Below are 17,361 nucleotides of genomic sequence, written 5' to 3'. Positions count from 1 at the left end.
CGTCTTGTTGACGATTCACGCCGACTCCAGGGGCCACGCCTTCGCCGTCCAGGGTGAGTGGATCGCCGCCGTCGGGCCCCTGGAGGAGCTGGCCGCCGCGTATCCACGCGCACGCGTGCGCAGTTGGCCGGGCATCCTCACGCCCGGGTTCGTCAACCTCTACGGCAACGAGCTGCTGGAGCGCACGTACCACCCGGACCCACGGGAGGCCGACGACCTCGGCACCGAACCGCTGACCGGCGACGCGCTGAGCATGCTCGTCCTCGACGACGCCCGCTGGGGTGCCAGCGCACGCCGCGGGATCCAGCGCATGCTGGCGCGGGGCACGGTCGCCGTGGCCTGTGAACCGTTCCGCAACCGCGCGGTGAAGGACGCCGTACGGCGCAGTGGGATCGGCGTCGTCGGCCGGCTGGGCAGTCCCGGCGACGTGCCCTCCCTCGACCCGTTCGGCTCCGTTCGGGCGCCCATGACGGCGACCGAACGGCAGCAGGGCTCCGCCGCCCGCTTCGCCGTTTTCGACGTCCGTGACGAGGCCGAGCTGGCCGAGCGCGGAGCGGACACCTGCGTGGCCACGGTCGTGGGCGGACGTCTGGTGTTCCGGCGGCGCTAGGACCTGTCCGGCGGATCATGCCGCAGACGCGGGGTTTGGCACGCCCTCCCCCACTCTCGGCTTCGCTCGAGCGGGTGGTGCCCCCACCGGCGTTGTCGTCGGTTGTCGACTCCCCCACTCTCGGCTGCGCTCGAGCGGGGGGACCCCCATCGCGTCGACGCCCTCCTCCGCCTTGCAGTTGGACGCACCAAACCCCGCTCACCAGCGCCGATGAGGTACCGCCCGTTTCCTGCGACCTGATCCGCCGGACAGGCCCTGGCCGGGTCCCCCGATCGCGGTGTTCGTCCCGCTGCGCGGCTGGGTGGAGGACGTCGCGGCGGGGAGGAGGCCGAGGCCGCTGTCGTGACCGGCGCCCCGAGGGTGCTGCGCCGGTGTCGCGGACCCTGCTGCCACAATGGGCCCGTGACCCGCGCATCCCTGGACAAGCAGCCGCACGAAGTCGCCTCGATGTTCGACAACGTGGCGGAACGGTACGACCTGACCAACGACGTGCTGTCCCTCGGGCAGGACCGGCGCTGGCGCAAGGAGGTGGCGAAGGCGGTCGACGCGCGGCCCGCGCAGAAGGTCCTGGACCTGGCGGCCGGGACGGCCACCTCGTCACTGCCCTTCGCGCGGACGGGTGCCTACGTCGTTCCCTGCGACTTCTCCCTGGGCATGCTCCAGGTCGGCAAGCGGCGCACCGCGTGGCTCCCCTTCACGGCCGGGGACGCGACACGGCTGCCCTTCAAGGACGACACCTTCGACGCCGTCACCATCTCCTTCGGGCTGCGCAACGTGCAGGACACGGACGCCGCGTTGCGCGAGATGTACCGGGTGACCCGGCCCGGCGGGCGGGTGGTCATCTGCGAGTTCTCGCACCCGACGTGGGCGCCCTTCCGCACCGTCTACACCGAGTACCTGATGCGCGCGCTGCCGCCGGTCGCGCGCGCGGTCTCCTCCAGCCCCGACGCCTACGTCTACCTCGCCGAGTCCATCCGCGCCTGGCCCGACCAGCCCGCGCTGGCCGAACGGCTGCGCAAGGCGGGCTGGTCGCGGGTGGCGTGGCGGAACCTGACGGGCGGCGTGGTGGCCCTGCACCGGGGCTTCAAGGAGAGCTGAACCCGGCCACGGCGAACGGGTCGCCCGGCTCGTCCAGCTCGCGCTGCATTCCTCCGCCGGGCGGTCTCGGGACGCGCGGCTCGCGCACACCTCCGCCGCCCTCTCCCTCACCGAAGTCGAACCACACGTACACCAGTGAGTCCCGCGGCACCTCGGCACCGGCCTGCGGGTACTGGCGTACGACGTAGTCGACGACGGTGTGGCGGAAGTCCGGCCGGTCCGGGGCGCTGAGGAACAGCCCCCACGCCTGGGCGGTCTCGCGCGCGTCGACGGCCATCAGGCCGACGAGACGGGGTACGCGCACTTCGGGTGTTTTGGGTGTTATACGCACAGATGTCACCCCCAGCGGTACAGGAAGGGTAACTCCGTGCGGACGACACCCGGAAGCATTCGCTGTCTTTCTGTGACAATCGACTACTTCGAGTGACGGAACCGGAGTGCGGACCTCTAGGTCAGGCTGAGCCGGTAGCAGTGCACCGGCGCGTCGAACCTCGGGTGGTTGTAGGACTCGGCGGGTTCCATGCCGAGGCGCCGGGCCACGGCGACGGAACGCTCGTTGCCGGGCCGGATCATGGCCATCACGTCCGGTACGCCCGCCGCGCGCACCCGGTCGACCGTCTCCCGCGCCGCCACGGTGGCGTACCCCTTGCCCCAGTGGGCCCGCCCGAGCCGCCAGCCGATCTCGATCTCGCCCTTCGGGCCCCACTCGTGCGGCCACGGCTGGGCGCCCGCGAAACCGATGACCTCGTCCGCCTCGCCCAGCAGCGACCACAGGCAGAAGCCTCGCTCGGCGTCGTGCCGGCGCTGGCGTGCGGTGAGTTCCTCGTAGAACGACAGCGCCGCGCCCCCGCCGCCGAGGAACTCCATGACCTCGGGGTCGTCGAAGGCCCGGTGCCAGGTGAAGGCGTCCTCGTGGGTGGGGACGCGCAGTCGTACCGCGGGGAGAGGTCGGTTCACGGAGGCAGCCCTTCAGCCGGGTGATCAATGCTGCTGAATAGACTGCCCATGTCCAGTGCCGGTCGGCACGCACATTACGAACCTTGGGGAGATCCCGCCGTGACCGAGCCCCTCTCCGACAACTCCGCCGACGTGATCGTCGTGGGGGCGGGGCCAGCCGGCTCCACCACCGCCTACCACCTCGCCAGGGCCGGACTCGACGTACTCCTGCTGGAGAAGACCGAGTTCCCACGGGAGAAGGTCTGCGGCGACGGCCTCACCCCGCGCGCCGTGAAGCAGCTCGTGGCGATGGGCATCGACATCTCCGAGGAGGCCGGCTGGCTGCGCAACAAGGGCCTGAGGATCATCGGCGGCGGTGTCCGCCTCCAGCTGGACTGGCCCGATCTCGCCTCCTTCCCGGACTACGGTCTGGTCCGCAAGCGCGACGACTTCGACGAGCAACTCGCCCGGCAGGCGCAGAAGGCCGGCGCGCGGCTGTACGAACGCTGCAACGTCTCCGGCCCCGTCGTCGACGACCGCACCGGCCGCATCACCGGCGTCACCGCCAAGCTGGGTGAGGAGAAGCGCGCGGTCACCTTCCACGCGCCGCTGGTCGTCGCCGCCGACGGCAACTCCACCCGGCTGTCCCTGGCGATGGGCCTGCACCGCCGCGAGGACCGCCCGATGGGTGTCGCGGTCCGCACCTACTTCACCTCCCCGCGCCACGAGGACGACTACCTGGAGTCCTGGCTGGAGCTCTGGGACCGCCGCGGCCCCCAGGACCGCCTCCTGCCCGGCTACGGCTGGATCTTCGGCATGGGCGACGGGACGAGCAACGTCGGCCTGGGCGTGCTCAACACCTCCGACTCCTTCAAGGAACTGGACTGGCGCGAGGTCCTGAAGGCCTGGTGCGCCTCCATGCCCGAGGACTGGGGCTACACGCCGGACAACATGACCGGCCCGATCCGCGGCGCCGCCCTCCCGATGGCCTTCAACCGCCAGCCGCACTACACCAAGGGCCTGCTGCTGGTCGGCGACGCCGGCGGCCTGGTGAACCCCTTCAACGGCGAGGGCATCGCCTACGCCATGGAGTCCGGCCAGCTCGCCGCCGACGTCATCGTCCAGGCCCACGCGCGGGCCACGCCCAGCGGCCGCGAGCTGGCCCTGCAGCGCTACCCGCGCGTCCTCAAGGACACCTACGGCGGCTACTACACGCTGGGCCGCGCCTTCGTGAAGCTCATCGGCAACCCGAAGGTCATGCAGATCGCCGCCCAGCGCGGTCTGACCCACCCCATGCTGATGAAGTTCACCCTGAAGCTCCTGGCCAACCTCACCGACCCGACGGGCGGCGACGCGATGGACCGGATCATCAACGGGCTGAGCAGGGTGGCGCCGAAGGCGTGAGTGTCCTCCAGGCCTGGCTCCAGGCTCGGCTCTAAGCCTGGCTCCAGGCTCGGCTCTAAGCCTGGCTCCAGGCTCGGCTCTAAGCCTGGCTCCAGGCCCGGCTCAGGGCCTCCGCGTTGGCGGACCGGCGGGCGAACACGTCCTCCCGCCGGTCCGCCACCTGACGCAGGGCTTCCTTCCGCTCCCGCTTGGAGAGCCGGTCCAGGTACACGTACCCGTTGGTGTGGTCGGTCTCGTGGGCGAGGCAGCGCGCGAAGTACCCCGTGCCCTCGACGGCGAGGGGTGCGCCGTCCTTGTCCTGCCCGCGCACCACCGCCCGGTCCGGCCGCGGTACGTCCATGACGGCACCCGGCACCGACAGGCACCCCTCGCCCTCGACGAGCAGCCGTCGGCCGGCCGGGTCCAGGGGCTCCAGTACCGGATTGACGATGTGTCCGACATGTCGGACACCGTCGTCGTCGGGGCAGTCGTACACGAACAGTCGCAGACCTACCCCTACTTGGTTCGCCGCGAGGCCCGCGCCGTCCGCGGCGTACATGGTGAGGAACATGTCGTCGATGAGCGCGGCGAGGTCCGGCCCGAACTCGGTGACGTCCCGGCAGGGCCTGTGCAGTACCTCTTCACCCGTCTCGGTGATCCGGCGCACCCTGCCGCGCCGGGCCTCGGGTGCGAGCGGGGGGTAGGACAGGACGGATCGCCCCTGTACGAACACACTTGGCATGATTCGGTCTCCTTCGTCGCGTTGACGGGCCGGAGACGGTCCGGCCCGCCGACGAGCATGTCAGGAGACCCTTGAGGGCCGCTGCCCCCGAGCGGCAGCGGCCCTTCACAAGTCCGGGTGGGGTGCGGTCAGAGCACCCGCACGGCGCCGGTCGGCGGGTCGTAGTCGAGCGGGTGCTCGCCTACGCCGCTGGAGGGGTTCTGCGCGCCGACGAACATGCCGTCGCCCACGTACACCGCGACGTGGTAGGCGCTGCCCGCGCTGCCCCAGTAGAGGATGTCGCCCGGCTGCAGGTTGCTCAGCGAGACCTGGGTACCCGCGGTCGACTGGTCCTGCGAGACACGCGGCAGGCTGATGCCCACCTGCTTGAACGCGGTCTGCACCAGGCCGGAGCAGTCGTAGGCGGACGGGCCGGTGGCGCCGGAGACGTAGGCCTTGCCGATCTGCGCCTTGACGAAGTTGACGACCGCCGCGGCCGAACCGGTCGCCGTGGACGTGCTCGTGGAGGTGCCGGCGTTCACCGTGGCGGAGAGGGTGGTCCGCTCGGAGCTGCGCGAGGCGCGGGCGTTGGCGGCGGCCTCCTTGCGGGCGGCCTCCTGGGCGGCCTTCTTCTTGGCCTCCGCCTTCTTCTTGGCGTCGGCGAGGTCCGCCTTGGCCTGCTTCGCGGCGTTCGCGGCGGCCGCGTCACGCTCGGCCTGCAGCTGGTAGTTCGCGGCGGCCTGCTGCGTGGCGTCCGCGGACTGGGCGACCTGAGCGGCCACATCGGCCGTCAGGGTGGGCAGTTCCAGGGTCTGCGTCACCGGCTCGGCGGCGTTCGCCGCGCCGGACGCACCGGCCACTGCCAGGGTGCTGAGAACACCACCGGCAACTCCAGCCCGCATCGCGATTTTCGACGCGCTGCGGCGGGGTTTCCGGTGGCTGCGTATGTGAGCGGTGTGGGACATGGGAACAAGCGGTACCAGGGGCTCCTTCATATCTTCAAGAAACGTGTGCTGCGCCACAGTTGCTCAATCGCGGCTCCGAATACCGTGCGCGTCACTCTTTATTGACGCCGTAACGGACATTACGGGCGCAAGCGATCATGGCGTTGATCATGGGTTTTCATGATTACGTCCGAATTGCCCTCCGCCTACCATCGGGCGGGCTCGTTGGCCAAGCCCGGTTCTTATGGACCTCTCATGGGTGTGGCGGAGGTCACGGAACAGTCACCGTCGGCGCTGCGTCCCGCGCGCGGATCACGACCGTGTCACGACCGGGTCACGCGACGGACTTCGTGAACGCGCGCACGCGTCCACGCCTCGCCCCGCCCCTCCCTCCGATGTGTGAACGAGCGCCTCTATCAAGACCCGATCTCCCGCGCGAATTTGCATGCAAGGGAACTCTCTTGATATGGAGACGCGCCGTCCGGCCTGCGGTGACGAGCGAAAATGTCACGTCTGGTGATCACTCGAACGCTTCCGGTGTGAAGATCACTGCTCATCCGACTTCATGATCCTTCGTCAGGTGGCAGAGATCACAAAGCTTGGGTAATACGCCGTGTCGCAGATCACAGAGCGACAGGCATAAGATGCGAGGCAGTCGGGCTTGTGACCTGCTTCACATGTTCTCGATCTTCGCCCGGGACGAGCGGGGTTCGTGGGACCGGTGAGGCGGATGGTCCGACGCAACCGCCAGCAGTCAGTGCCGACTGAGAGGAGCGAGGAGCGGTGAACGCCTATGCGCCCATCCTCGTACTGGGAGCCCTCGGGGCAGGCTTTGCGATCTTCTCCGTGGTCATGGCCACGCTGATCGGTCCGAAGCGGTACAACCGCGCCAAGCTCGAGGCCTACGAGTGCGGTATCGAGCCGACCCCCACGCCGGCCGGCGGCGGGCGGTTCCCCATCAAGTACTACCTGACGGCGATGCTCTTCATCGTCTTCGACATCGAGATCGTCTTCCTCTACCCCTGGGCCGTCACCTTCGACGCCCTGGGCGTTTTCGGGCTCGTGGAGATGCTGCTCTTCGTGCTCACCGTCTTCGTCGCCTACGCGTACGTGTGGCGGCGCGGCGGCCTGGAATGGGACTGAGGGGCCTAACGACATGGGACTCGAAGAAAAGCTGCCGAGCGGTTTCCTGCTCACCACCGTCGAGCAGGCCGCGGGCTGGGTGCGCAAGGCGTCCGTCTTCCCGGCCACGTTCGGCCTCGCCTGCTGCGCCATCGAGATGATGACCACCGGAGCCGGCCGCTACGACCTGGCGCGCTTCGGCATGGAGGTCTTCCGCGGCTCACCGCGCCAGGCGGACCTGATGATCGTCGCGGGACGGGTCAGCCAGAAGATGGCGCCGGTGCTCAGGCAGGTCTACGACCAGATGCCCAACCCGAAATGGGTGATCTCCATGGGCGTCTGCGCCTCCTCGGGCGGCATGTTCAACAACTACGCGATCGTCCAGGGCGTCGACCACATCGTCCCGGTCGACATCTACCTGCCCGGCTGCCCGCCGCGCCCCGAGATGCTGATGGACGCGATCCTCAAGCTCCACCAGAAGATCCAGTCCTCCAAGCTCGGCGTGAACGCCGAGGAAGCCGCCCGTGAGGCGGAGGAGGCGGCGCTCAAGGCCCTGCCCACGATCGAGATGAAGGGGCTGCTGCGGTGAGCGACGCGAACGGCACCGGCGGCGTGAACGGGTCCGCGAACGGGGTGAACCCCGAGAAGGACCTCGCCGCCTCCAACCTCCCCGGCCGACGCGGCGAGGGCGGCGAGGAGATCCGCGTCCAGCGCGGCATGTTCGGCGCCAACAACGGCGGCGACACCTCCGGCTACGGCGGCCTGGTCCGCTCGGTGCGGCTCCCCGGACCGGCGACCCGGCCCTACGGAGGATGGTTCGACGAGGTCGCCGACGAACTCGAGGGCGCCCTGGAGGAACAGGGCCTGCTCCCCGACAACGCGATCGAGAAGACGGTCGTCGACCGCGGCGAGCTCACCTTCCACATCGAACGGGAGCACCTGCTGCGCGTCGCCCGGACCCTGCGCGACGACCCGGCCCTGCGCTTCGAGCTGTGCACCGGGGTCAGCGGCGTCCACTACCCGCACGACAAGGGCCGCGAGCTGCACGCCGTCTACCACCTGCGCTCGATCACCCACAACCGGCTGCTCCGCCTCGAGGTCAGCGCCCCCGACGGCGACCCGCACATCCCGTCGCTGGTCTCCGTCTACCCGACCAACGACTGGCACGAGCGCGAGACGTACGACTTCTTCGGGATCGTCTTCGACGGCCACCCGGCCCTGACCCGGATCATGATGCCGGACGACTGGCAGGGCCACCCGCAGCGCAAGGACTACCCCCTCGGCGGCATCCCCGTCGAGTACAAGGGCGCCCAGATTCCGGCTCCGGACCAGCGGAGGTCGTACTCGTGAGCACGCAGTCAGCAGCCGCGTCCGCCGCGTCGGCACGTGAGACCACCGAGGGCACCGTCTACACGGTGACCGGTGGCGACTGGGACGAGGTCGTCCAGTCCGCGTCCCGTGCCGACGACGAGCGCATCGTCGTCAACATGGGCCCCCAGCATCCGTCCACCCACGGGGTGCTCCGCCTCATCCTGGAGATCGAAGGGGAGACGGTCACCGAGGCCCGCTGCGGCATCGGCTACCTCCACACCGGCATCGAGAAGAACCTCGAGTACCGGACCTGGACGCAGGGCACCACGTTCGTGACGCGCATGGACTACCTGACGTCCTTCTTCAACGAGACCGCCTACTGCCTCGCCGTCGAGAAGCTCCTCGGCATCGAGGACCAGATCACCGAGCGGGCCAAGATCATCCGGGTGCTCCTGATGGAGCTGAACCGGCTCTCCTCCCACCTGGTGTGCATCGCCACCGGCGGCATGGAACTCGGCGCCACCACGATCATGATCTACGGATTCCGGGATCGTGAAATGATTCTCGACATCTACGAGCTCATCACGGGCCTCAGGATGAACCACGCGTACATCCGCCCCGGCGGACTCGCACAGGACCTGCCGCCCGGCGCGGTGGACCACATCCGCGAGTGCGTGAAGAAGATGAAGAAGAACCTCCCGGAGTACGACAAGCTCGCCACCGGGAACCCCATCTTCAAGGCCCGTATGCAGGACGTCGGCTACCTGGACCTGGCCGGCTGCATGGCCCTCGGCGCCACCGGCCCGATCCTGCGCTCCACCGGCCTCCCGCACGACCTGCGCAAGGCACAGCCGTACTGCGACTACGAGACGTACGACTTCGAGGTGCCGACCGCGGACTCCTGCGACTCCTACGGCCGCTTCCTGATCCGCCTGGAGGAGATGCGCCAGTCGCTCGGGATCGTCGAGCAGTGCCTTGACCGGCTGCAGCCCGGGCCGGTCATGGTCGCCGACAGGAAGATCGCCTGGCCCGCCCAGCTCGCCCTCGGACCGGACGGTCTCGGCAACTCCCTCGACCACATCAAGAAGATCATGGGCACCTCCATGGAGGCCCTGATCCACCACTTCAAGCTGGTCACGGAGGGCTTCCGCGTCCCGCCCGGACAGGCGTACGCGGCTGTCGAGTCGCCCAAGGGAGAACTCGGCGTCCACGCCGTGTCCGACGGCGGCACCCGCCCCTACCGGGTCCACTTCCGCGACCCGTCGTTCACCAACCTGCAGGCCATGGCGGCGATGTGCGAGGGCGGCCAGGTCGCCGACGTCATCGTCGCCGTCGCGTCCATCGACCCCGTGATGGGAGGCGTCGACCGGTGACCACCTCTTCTTCGGAGCGGGGCGTCAGCCTGGGCATGCCCGGACTGCCCGCGCCCGCGTACCCGGACGACGTCCGAGCCCGGCTGGAGACGGACGCGCGCGAGATCATCGCCCGCTACCCCGACTCCCGATCCGCCCTGCTGCCGCTGCTGCACCTGGTGCAGTCGGAGGAGGGCCATGTCACGCGCACCGGAATGCAGTTCTGCGCGGACATGCTGGACCTGACCACCGCCGAGGTGACCGCCGTCGCCACCTTCTACACCATGTACCGGCGCAAGGCCTCCGGCGACTACCAGGTCGGGGTCTGCACCAACACCCTGTGCGCCGTGATGGGCGGCGACGCGATCTTCGAGGAGCTCCAGGAGCACCTCGGTGTCGGAAACGGCGAGACCACCGGCGACGGCAAGGTCACCCTGGAACACATCGAGTGCAACGCGGCCTGCGACTACGCGCCGGTCGTGATGGTGAACTGGGAGTTCTTCGACAACCAGACCCCGGCCAGCGCCCGGCGCCTGGTCGACGACCTGCGCGCGGGACGTCCCGTCCAGCCCACGCGCGGGGCACGCCTGTGCACCTTCAAGGAGACCGCCCGGATCCTGGCGGGCTTCCCCGACGAGCGGCCAGGGGCCGTCGAGGAGAGCGGCGGAGCGGGACCCGCTTCGCTGGTGGGTCTTCGCCTGGCGAGGGGAGAGACCGCACCCGCGCGGGTGGTGCATCCGCGGGACGGCGGACCGCAGGACGAACCGCAGGACCGGGCGGTGCACGAGCCGTCGCCGGCCGAACACCTCAGTTCACATGACGCGCCGCAGGACACATCGGCCTCGGACCCGTCCCACCCGGCAGGGCCTGCCGCCGAGGAGGGGGAGTGATGAGCGTGGCCGCCGAACTCAAGGACACCAGCCCCGAGAAGCTGCTCGCACCCGTGCTGTCGGCCTTCTGGGACGAGGACAGGTCCTGGACGCTGGACGTCTACCGGAGGCACGAGGGGTACGAGGGGCTCCGCAAGGCGCTCGCCATGTCACCCGACGACCTGATCGCATACGTCAAGGAGTCCGGTCTGCGCGGGCGGGGCGGCGCGGGGTTCCCGACGGGAATGAAGTGGCAGTTCATTCCGCAGGGTGATGGAAAACCGCACTATCTAGTTGTCAACGCCGACGAGTCGGAGCCCGGGACGTGCAAGGACATCCCGCTCCTCTTCGCGAACCCGCACAGCCTCATCGAGGGCATCGTCATCGCCTGCTATGCCATCAGGTCTTCGCATGCCTTCATCTATCTGCGTGGTGAAGTCGTCCCCGTTCTGCGGCGGTTGCACGAGGCCGTGCGCGAGGCCTACGCGGCGGGCTACCTCGGCGAGAACATCCTGGGCAGCGGACTCGACCTCCAACTCACCGTGCACGCCGGCGCCGGCGCGTACATCTGCGGTGAGGAGACCGCACTGCTCGACTCGCTCGAAGGCCGCCGTGGTCAACCGCGGCTCCGTCCCCCCTTCCCTGCCGTCGAGGGCCTCTACGCGTGCCCGACTGTTGTGAACAACGTCGAGTCGATCGCGTCGGTTCCCGCCATCCTGAAAAACGGGAAAGAGTGGTTCAGGGCGATGGGCAGTGAGAAGTCCCCGGGCTTCACGCTGTACTCGCTCAGCGGCCACGTCGCCAGCCCCGGCCAGTACGAGGCCCCGCTCGGCATCACACTCCGCCAGCTCCTCGACATGAGCGGTGGGATGCGCCCCGGGCACCGGCTGAAGTTCTGGACACCGGGCGGCTCCTCGACCCCGATGTTCACCGACGAACACCTCGACGTCCCCCTCGACTACGAAGGAGTGGGGGCCGCGGGCTCCATGCTCGGAACGAAAGCACTGCAGTGCTTCGACGAGACCACGTGCGTGGTGCGGGCCGTCACCCGCTGGACCGAGTTCTACGCCCACGAGTCCTGCGGCAAGTGCACACCCTGCCGCGAAGGGACGTACTGGCTGGTGCAGTTGCTGCGGGACATCGAGGCCGGCAAGGGCGTCACGTCCGACCTCGACAAGCTCGCCGACATCGCCGACAACATCAACGGCAAGTCCTTCTGCGCCCTGGGCGACGGCGCCGCCTCGCCGATCTTCTCCTCGCTCAAGTACTTCCGCGAGGAGTACGAGCAGCACATCACGGGCCGGGGCTGCCCCTTCGACCCGGCCAAGTCGACGGCCTGGGCGGACCGCCCGGAGGTGAACGCATGACCGTGACCACCAGTGCTCCCACGGGTGGGGGGCAGGCGGCGGTCCCGCCGGAGGACCTCGTCACGCTGACGATCGACGGCGTCGAGATCAGCGTGCCCAAGGGCACCCTGGTCATCCGGGCCGCCGAACAGCTCGGCATCGAGATCCCCCGCTTCTGCGACCACCCCCTGCTCGACCCGGCCGGCGCCTGCCGCCAGTGCATCGTCGAGGTCGAGGGCCAGCGCAAACCCATGGCGTCCTGCACGATCACGTGCACGGACGGGATGGTGGTGAAGACCCACCTCACCTCGCCGGCCGCCGAGAAGGCCCAGCACGGTGTGATGGAACTGCTGCTCATCAACCACCCGCTGGACTGCCCGGTCTGCGACAAGGGCGGCGAGTGCCCGCTGCAGAACCAGGCCATGTCGCACGGCAACGCCGAGTCCCGCTTCGGAGGGAAGAAGCGGACGTACGAGAAGCCGGTCCCGATCTCCACACAGGTCCTGCTCGACCGCGAGCGGTGCGTGCTGTGCGCCCGCTGCACCCGGTTCTCCAACCAGATCGCCGGCGACCCGATGATCGAACTGCTCGAGCGGGGCGCGCTCCAGCAGGTCGGCACAGGTGAGGGCGACCCCTTCGAGTCGTACTTCTCCGGGAACACCATCCAGATCTGCCCGGTCGGCGCCCTGACCTCGGCGGCCTACCGCTTCCGTTCCCGTCCCTTCGACCTGATCTCGTCGCCGTCGGTCTGCGAGCACTGCTCGGGCGGCTGTGCGACCCGCACCGACCACCGGCGCGGGAAGATCATGCGGCGCCTCGCCGCCGAGGACCGCGAGGTCAACGAGGAGTGGATCTGCGACAAGGGCCGCTTCGCGTTCCGGTATTCGCAGCAGAAGGACCGGCTCGAAACGCCGCTGGTCCGCAACGCCGAGGGCGAGCTCGAACCGGCCTCCTGGCCGGAGGCGCTCCAGATCGCGGCCCAGGGTCTGCTGGCCTCCCGCGGCCGGACCGGTGTCCTCACCGGCGGCCGGCTCACCGTCGAGGACGCCTACGCGTACAGCAAGTTCGCGCGCGTGGCCCTCGACACCAACGACATCGACTTCCGCGCGCGCGTGCACAGCGGCGAGGAGGCCGATTTCCTGGCGTCCCAGGTGGCGGGACGCGGGCGCGACCTGGACGGTACCGGCGTCACCTACACCTCTCTCGAGAAGGCGCCGGCGGTCCTGCTGGTCGGGTTCGAGTCGGAGGAGGAGGCGCCCGGCGTCTTCCTGCGGCTGCGCAAGGCCTGGCGCAAGCGCAAGCAGCGGGTGTTCTCGCTGGCCACGCACGCCACTCGCGGCCTGGAGAAGGCGGGCGGCACGCTGCTGCCGGCCGCTCCCGGGACCGAGACCGAGTGGCTGGACGCGCTCGCGAGCGGCGTCGGCCTGGAGGACGCCGGGGCGCTGGCCGCCGAGGGGCTGCGGGCCGAGGGCGCGGTGATCGTCGTCGGTGAGCGGCTGGCCTCGATCGCCGGTGGCCTCACCGCTGCCGTACGGGCCGCCTCCGCGACCGGTGCGGGCCTGGTGTGGATCCCCCGGCGGGCCGGGGAGCGCGGCGCGGTCGAGGCCGGCGCGCTGCCGTCGCTGCTGCCGGGCGGCCGCCCGGCGACCGACCCCCGCGCGCGTGAGGAGGTGGCCGCGGCCTGGGGCCTGGCCGAACTCCCGCACCGCTACGGCCGCGACACCGGCCAGATCATCGAGGCCGCCGCGAGCGGCGAGCTCCAGGCCCTGCTGGTCGCGGGCGTCGAGGTCGCCGACCTGCCGGATCCGGCACGTGCGCGTGAGGCACTGCGGGAGGCCGGGTTCGTGGTGTCGCTGGAGCTGCGGCCCAGCGAGGTCACCGAGCACGCCGCCGTCGTCCTCCCGGTCGCGGCGGTCGCCGAGAAGGCGGGCACCTTCCTCAACTGGGAGGGCCGCGGCCGTCCCTTCGAGGCCGCGCTCAAACCCGACCAGATGACCCGCCGCCTGGCGCCGTCCGACGGGCGGGTGCTGCAGATGCTGGCCGACGCCATGGACGTACACCTGGGCCTGCCGGATCTGCGGACCACGCGCGCCGAGCTGGACCGGCTGGGCGCCTGGGACGGGCCGCGGGCCTCCGGGCCCCTGGAGACGGCGGGTGTGCTGCCGCGTCCGGCGGCCGGGGAGGCGGTGCTCGCCGGGCACCGGCTGCTCCTCGACCAGGGCGTGCTCCAGGAGGGCGACGAAGCCCTCGCCGGGACCCGGCACGCGGCACGCGCGCGCGTGTCGGCCGCGACGGCCGCCGAGGCAGGTGTCGAGGACGGCGGCGTCCTCGCCGTGACCGGCCCCGCCGGGGTGGTGGAAATCCCGCTGCAGATCACCGAGATGCCCGACCGGGTGGTCTGGCTCCCGCTGAACTCCGTCGGCGGCGGCGTCGCCTCCGACACCGGGGCGCAGCCCGGCTCCCTCGTCCGCATCGGCCCGGCGGCGCTCGCCGGTGAGGCCCCCAAGGAGGTGGAGGCATGAGCCCGTACCTTGCCGCTGAAGACCTCTCGATGTTCGGCCGCGACCCCTGGTGGCTGGTCGTCGTCAAGGCGGTGTTCTGCTTCGCCTTCCTGATGGTGACCGTGCTGTTCTCCATCGTGTGGGAACGCAAGGTCGTCGCCTGGATGCAGTTGCGCATCGGCCCCAACCGGCACGGCCCCTGGGGCATGCTCCAGTCGCTCGCCGACGGCATCAAGCTGATGCTGAAGGAAGACGTCATCGTCAAACGCGCGGACAAGGTGGTGTACGTCCTCGCACCGATCGTCGCGGCCATCCCGGCGTTCATGGCGATCGCGGTGATCCCCTTCGGCCCGGCCGACAACGAGATCTCGATCTTCGGCCAGCGCACCACGATGCAGCTCACCGACCTGCCGATCGCGATGCTCTACATCCTCGCTGTCGCCTCGGTCGGCATCTACGGCATCGTGCTGGCCGGCTGGAGTTCCGGGTCCACCTACCCGCTGCTGGGCGGCCTGCGCTCCTGCGCGCAGATGATCTCGTACGAGATCGCCATGGGCGCCGCGTTCGCCTCCGTGTTCCTCTACTCGGGTTCCATGTCGACGTCGACGATCGTCGAGCAGCAGCAGGACCGCTGGTACATCCTGCTGCTGCCGGTCTCCTTCATCCTGTACATCGTCACGATGGTGGGCGAGACCAACCGCGCCCCCTTCGACATGCCGGAGTCCGAGGGCGACCTGGTCGGTGGCTTCAACACCGAGTACTCGTCGATCAAGTTCGCGATGTTCATGCTCGCCGAGTACGTCAACATGGTGACCGTCTCGGCCGTGTCGACCACCCTCTTCCTGGGTGGCTGGCGTGCCCCATGGCCGATCAGCACCTTCTGGGAGGGCGCGAACCACGGCTGGTGGCCGATGCTGTGGTTCGTCATCAAGGTCCAGCTGCTGCTGTTCTTCTTCATCTGGCTGCGCGGCACACTCCCGCGCGTGCGCTACGACCAGCTGATGAAGCTGGGCTGGAAGGTCCTCATCCCGGTCTCCGTGACGTGGCTGATGCTCGTCGCGACCGTACGGACCCTCAAGAACGAGAACTACGACTTCGCCGACATCGCCCTCTACGTCGGCGGTGGTGTCCTGGTCCTGCTTCTGCTGTCCTTCGTCGCCGACATGTTCCGTGACAAGGGCGGGAAGGCCGAGCAGCCCGCCGCCCAGCCTGCCGGGTTCGACCCGATGGCCGGTGGTTTCCCGGTGCCGCCGCTGCCCGGACAGGAGCTTCCGCCGGTGCCCAGGCGCCGCTCGCGCAACGACCGCGAGCTGATTGTCAGTGGCGCACCGGACACTGTCAGTGACGGATCTTCGGATGGAAAGGAGGCGTCCGATGGCTGAGGAGCCTCAGGAGACCGGGCAGTCCAAGCCCGGCTTCCAGAACCCCGTGGCCGGCTTCGGCGTGACCTTCAAGGCCATGTTCAAGAAGCGGCTGACCGAGCAGTACCCGGAGCAGAAGAAGACCACGGCTCCGCGGTTCCACGGACGGCACCAGCTCAACCGCCATCCGGACGGCCTGGAGAAGTGCGTCGGCTGCGAGCTGTGCGCCTGGGCCTGCCCCGCCGACGCCATCTACGTCGAGGGCGCCGACAACACCGACGAGGAGCGCTACTCGCCGGGCGAGCGGTACGGCCGCGTCTACCAGATCAACTACGCCCGCTGCATCCTGTGCGGTCTGTGCATCGAGGCATGCCCCACGCGCGCGCTGACGATGACCAACGAGTTCGAGCTGGCCGACTCCAGCCGCGCCAACCTCATCTACACCAAGGAGCAGCTGCTCGCCGGGCTCGAGGAGGGCATGGTCGACTCCCCGCACGCCATCTACCCGGGCATGGACGAGCAGGACTACTACCGGGGCCAGGTCACCGAGGCCGCGCCCGGGACGGTACGGCAGGTCGCTCGCTCCAAGGGCGAGGTGCCCCAGGAGGCCGCCTCGACCTTCGGTGAGGGCGAACCCGCCTCGGAGAAGGTGATCGGCCGATGACCGCGCAGCTAGCCGCCTACTCGACCTCCACCGGAGAGGCCTTCCAGTTCTGGGTTCTCGGGACCGTCGCCGTGATCGGCGCCCTGTGCACCGTCTTCATGAGGAAGGCCGTGCACAGCGCGCTCTGTCTCGCCGGAACCATGATCATCCTGGCGGTCTTCTACCTCGCCAACGGGGCCTACTTCCTGGGGATCGTGCAGATCGTCGTCTACACCGGCGCGATCATGATGCTGTTCCTGTTCGTGGTGATGCTCGTCGGCGTCACGGCCGCGGACTCGCTGAAGGAGACCATCAAGGGCCAGCGCTGGCTGGCCCTCCTGTGTGGGGTCGGCTTCGCGGTCCTGCTGTTCGCCGGGATCGCCAACGCCTCGCTGACCGAGTTCGCCGGCACCGGCCGGGCGAACGCCAACGGCAACGTGCAGGGCCTGGCGCAGCTCATCTTCACCAAGTACGTCTTCGCCTTCGAGATCACCGGCGCACTGCTCATCACGGCCGCAGTCGGCGCCATGGTGCTCACCCACCGGGAGCGCACCGAGCGGGCCAAGACCCAGCGCGAGCTGTCCGAACAGCGGGTGCGCGAGGGGAAGTACGTCCCGCCGCTGCCCGCGCCGGGTGTGTACGCCCGCCACAACGCCGTCGACATCGCGGGCCTGCTGCCCGACGGCACCCCGTCGGAGCTCACGGTCAGCAAGACGCTCCGTGAACGCGGCCAGATCCGCGACGTGTCGACGGAAGCCCTCAACGACCTGCGGGCCCTGGAACAGCGCGCGGAGGAGCGCCTGGAGCGCAGGACGATCGAGCCGGCGAACTTCAAGCGGGCCGAGGAGGCGTCGAAGTGAACCCCGTCAACTACCTGTATCTCGCGGCGCTGCTGTTCACGATCGGCGCGACCGGTGTGCTCATCAGGCGCAACGCGATCGTCGTGTTCATGTGCATCGAGCTGATGCTCAACGCCTGCAATCTCGCGTTCGTCGTCTTCTCCCGGATGCACGGCAACCTCGACGGCCAGATCATCGCCTTCTTCACGATGGTCGTCGCCGCCGCCGAGGTCGTCGTCGGTCTGGCGATCATCGTGTCGCTGTTCCGTGCCCGCCACTCGGCCTCGGTCGACGACGCCAGCCTGATGAAGCTGTAAGGGGTCGG

The 17,361-nt window shown here is 69.4% G+C and carries 18 protein-coding genes; 14 read left to right on the top strand and 4 right to left on the bottom strand.

Annotated features, from left to right (window positions below; all coding sequences use genetic code 11):
• Nucleotides 1–4: 4 nt before the first annotated feature.
• Both ACWC21_RS12550 and ACWC21_RS12545 read left to right on the top strand, forming a co-directional pair.
• Nucleotides 5–610: an imidazolonepropionase-like domain-containing protein gene (locus ACWC21_RS12550; RefSeq protein WP_450880865.1), complete on the top strand. Its 606-nt coding sequence runs from the start codon at nucleotides 5–7 to the stop codon at nucleotides 608–610.
• 402 nt (nucleotides 611–1,012) lie between these two features.
• Nucleotides 1,013–1,708, top strand: coding sequence for a demethylmenaquinone methyltransferase (locus tag ACWC21_RS12545; protein ID WP_388798261.1), 696 nt, complete (start codon nucleotides 1,013–1,015; stop codon nucleotides 1,706–1,708).
• On the opposite strand, the gene ACWC21_RS12540 is transcribed toward ACWC21_RS12545, so the two are convergent.
• Complete coding sequence (locus ACWC21_RS12540; protein WP_450880862.1) at nucleotides 1,695–2,012, bottom strand: PASTA domain-containing protein; 318 nt, start codon at nucleotides 2,010–2,012, stop codon at nucleotides 1,695–1,697. The genes ACWC21_RS12545 and ACWC21_RS12540 overlap by 14 nt on opposite strands.
• Nucleotides 2,013–2,155: 143 nt before the next feature.
• Complete coding sequence (locus ACWC21_RS12535; protein WP_450880860.1) at nucleotides 2,156–2,665, bottom strand: GNAT family N-acetyltransferase; 510 nt, start codon at nucleotides 2,663–2,665, stop codon at nucleotides 2,156–2,158.
• Between the two features lie 48 nt (nucleotides 2,666–2,713).
• Between ACWC21_RS12535 and ACWC21_RS12530 the strand changes: the two genes are divergently transcribed.
• Nucleotides 2,714–4,048, top strand: a complete 1,335-nt coding sequence (locus ACWC21_RS12530) for a geranylgeranyl reductase family protein (RefSeq protein ID WP_450880859.1) — start codon at nucleotides 2,714–2,716, stop codon at nucleotides 4,046–4,048.
• Nucleotides 4,049–4,127: 79 nt separating this feature from the next.
• Here the strand turns inward: ACWC21_RS12530 and def are convergent, their stop codons facing one another.
• Entirely contained in the window at nucleotides 4,128–4,769 is a 642-nt protein-coding gene (def, locus tag ACWC21_RS12525; RefSeq protein WP_450880857.1) for a peptide deformylase, read from the bottom strand.
• A 128-nt stretch (nucleotides 4,770–4,897) separates the two neighbouring features.
• Nucleotides 4,898–5,713: a C40 family peptidase gene (locus ACWC21_RS12520; protein ID WP_450880855.1), complete on the bottom strand. Its 816-nt coding sequence runs from the start codon at nucleotides 5,711–5,713 to the stop codon at nucleotides 4,898–4,900.
• Nucleotides 5,714–6,475: 762 nt separating this feature from the next.
• On the opposite strand from ACWC21_RS12520, the gene ACWC21_RS12515 reads away from it, so the two are divergent.
• Genes ACWC21_RS12515 through nuoK form a run of 11 tightly spaced genes read left to right on the top strand, consistent with a single transcriptional unit; the run spans nucleotide 6,476 to nucleotide 17,353 of the window.
• On the top strand, nucleotides 6,476–6,835 hold the full coding sequence (locus ACWC21_RS12515; protein WP_007383963.1) for an NADH-quinone oxidoreductase subunit A: 360 nt from the start codon (nucleotides 6,476–6,478) through the stop codon (nucleotides 6,833–6,835).
• Between the two features lie 13 nt (nucleotides 6,836–6,848).
• On the top strand, nucleotides 6,849–7,403 hold the full coding sequence (locus ACWC21_RS12510; RefSeq protein WP_007383964.1) for a NuoB/complex I 20 kDa subunit family protein: 555 nt from the start codon (nucleotides 6,849–6,851) through the stop codon (nucleotides 7,401–7,403).
• Nucleotides 7,400–8,164: an NADH-quinone oxidoreductase subunit C gene (locus tag ACWC21_RS12505; protein ID WP_450880853.1), complete on the top strand. Its 765-nt coding sequence runs from the start codon at nucleotides 7,400–7,402 to the stop codon at nucleotides 8,162–8,164. The genes ACWC21_RS12510 and ACWC21_RS12505 overlap by 4 nt, the downstream gene beginning before the upstream one ends.
• Nucleotides 8,161–9,498: an NADH-quinone oxidoreductase subunit D gene (locus ACWC21_RS12500; RefSeq protein WP_450880851.1), complete on the top strand. Its 1,338-nt coding sequence runs from the start codon at nucleotides 8,161–8,163 to the stop codon at nucleotides 9,496–9,498. Before ACWC21_RS12505 ends, ACWC21_RS12500 begins: the two co-directional genes overlap by 4 nt.
• Complete coding sequence (gene nuoE, locus ACWC21_RS12495) at nucleotides 9,495–10,367, top strand: NADH-quinone oxidoreductase subunit NuoE (RefSeq protein ID WP_450880849.1); 873 nt, start codon at nucleotides 9,495–9,497, stop codon at nucleotides 10,365–10,367. Before ACWC21_RS12500 ends, nuoE begins: the two co-directional genes overlap by 4 nt.
• Nucleotides 10,364–11,713: an NADH-quinone oxidoreductase subunit NuoF gene (nuoF, locus tag ACWC21_RS12490; RefSeq protein WP_450880847.1), complete on the top strand. Its 1,350-nt coding sequence runs from the start codon at nucleotides 10,364–10,366 to the stop codon at nucleotides 11,711–11,713. The genes nuoE and nuoF overlap by 4 nt, the downstream gene beginning before the upstream one ends.
• Nucleotides 11,710–14,214 carry an NADH-quinone oxidoreductase subunit G gene (locus ACWC21_RS12485; RefSeq protein WP_450880845.1) on the top strand — a complete coding sequence of 835 codons (2,505 nt, stop codon included), beginning with the start codon at nucleotides 11,710–11,712 and terminating at the stop codon, nucleotides 14,212–14,214. Before nuoF ends, ACWC21_RS12485 begins: the two co-directional genes overlap by 4 nt.
• Nucleotides 14,211–15,575: an NADH-quinone oxidoreductase subunit NuoH gene (nuoH, locus tag ACWC21_RS12480; protein WP_450880843.1), complete on the top strand. Its 1,365-nt coding sequence runs from the start codon at nucleotides 14,211–14,213 to the stop codon at nucleotides 15,573–15,575. Before ACWC21_RS12485 ends, nuoH begins: the two co-directional genes overlap by 4 nt.
• Nucleotides 15,568–16,218 carry an NADH-quinone oxidoreductase subunit NuoI gene (gene nuoI / locus ACWC21_RS12475; RefSeq protein ID WP_450880841.1) on the top strand — a complete coding sequence of 217 codons (651 nt, stop codon included), beginning with the start codon at nucleotides 15,568–15,570 and terminating at the stop codon, nucleotides 16,216–16,218. The genes nuoH and nuoI overlap by 8 nt, the downstream gene beginning before the upstream one ends.
• Nucleotides 16,215–17,057 carry an NADH-quinone oxidoreductase subunit J gene (locus tag ACWC21_RS12470; RefSeq protein ID WP_450880839.1) on the top strand — a complete coding sequence of 281 codons (843 nt, stop codon included), beginning with the start codon at nucleotides 16,215–16,217 and terminating at the stop codon, nucleotides 17,055–17,057. The genes nuoI and ACWC21_RS12470 overlap by 4 nt, the downstream gene beginning before the upstream one ends.
• Nucleotides 17,054–17,353 carry an NADH-quinone oxidoreductase subunit NuoK gene (gene nuoK, locus ACWC21_RS12465; protein WP_361449666.1) on the top strand — a complete coding sequence of 100 codons (300 nt, stop codon included), beginning with the start codon at nucleotides 17,054–17,056 and terminating at the stop codon, nucleotides 17,351–17,353. The genes ACWC21_RS12470 and nuoK overlap by 4 nt, the downstream gene beginning before the upstream one ends.
• The last annotated feature ends 8 nt before the right edge of the window (nucleotides 17,354–17,361 follow it).

The sequence above is a fragment of the Streptomyces sp. NPDC001348 genome, assembly GCF_053597535.1.
Note: the sequence above shows the minus strand (reverse complement) of the source record. Positions and strands in the feature narration are given on the sequence as shown.

Excerpts from the sequence above, each read along its gene's own strand:
- ACWC21_RS12530 (WP_450880859.1), top strand. The coding sequence starts at position 2,714 with ATGTCCAGTGCCGGTCGGCACGCACATTACGAACCTTGGGGAGATCCC.
- def (WP_450880857.1), bottom strand. The coding sequence starts at position 4,769 with ATGCCAAGTGTGTTCGTACAGGGGCGATCCGTCCTGTCCTACCCCCCG.
- ACWC21_RS12520 (WP_450880855.1), bottom strand. The coding sequence starts at position 5,713 with ATGTCCCACACCGCTCACATACGCAGCCACCGGAAACCCCGCCGCAGC.
- ACWC21_RS12510 (WP_007383964.1), top strand. The coding sequence starts at position 6,849 with ATGGGACTCGAAGAAAAGCTGCCGAGCGGTTTCCTGCTCACCACCGTC.
- ACWC21_RS12485 (WP_450880845.1), top strand. The coding sequence starts at position 11,710 with ATGACCGTGACCACCAGTGCTCCCACGGGTGGGGGGCAGGCGGCGGTC.
- nuoH (WP_450880843.1), top strand. The coding sequence starts at position 14,211 with ATGAGCCCGTACCTTGCCGCTGAAGACCTCTCGATGTTCGGCCGCGAC.
- nuoI (WP_450880841.1), top strand. The coding sequence starts at position 15,568 with ATGGCTGAGGAGCCTCAGGAGACCGGGCAGTCCAAGCCCGGCTTCCAG.
- ACWC21_RS12470 (WP_450880839.1), top strand. The coding sequence starts at position 16,215 with ATGACCGCGCAGCTAGCCGCCTACTCGACCTCCACCGGAGAGGCCTTC.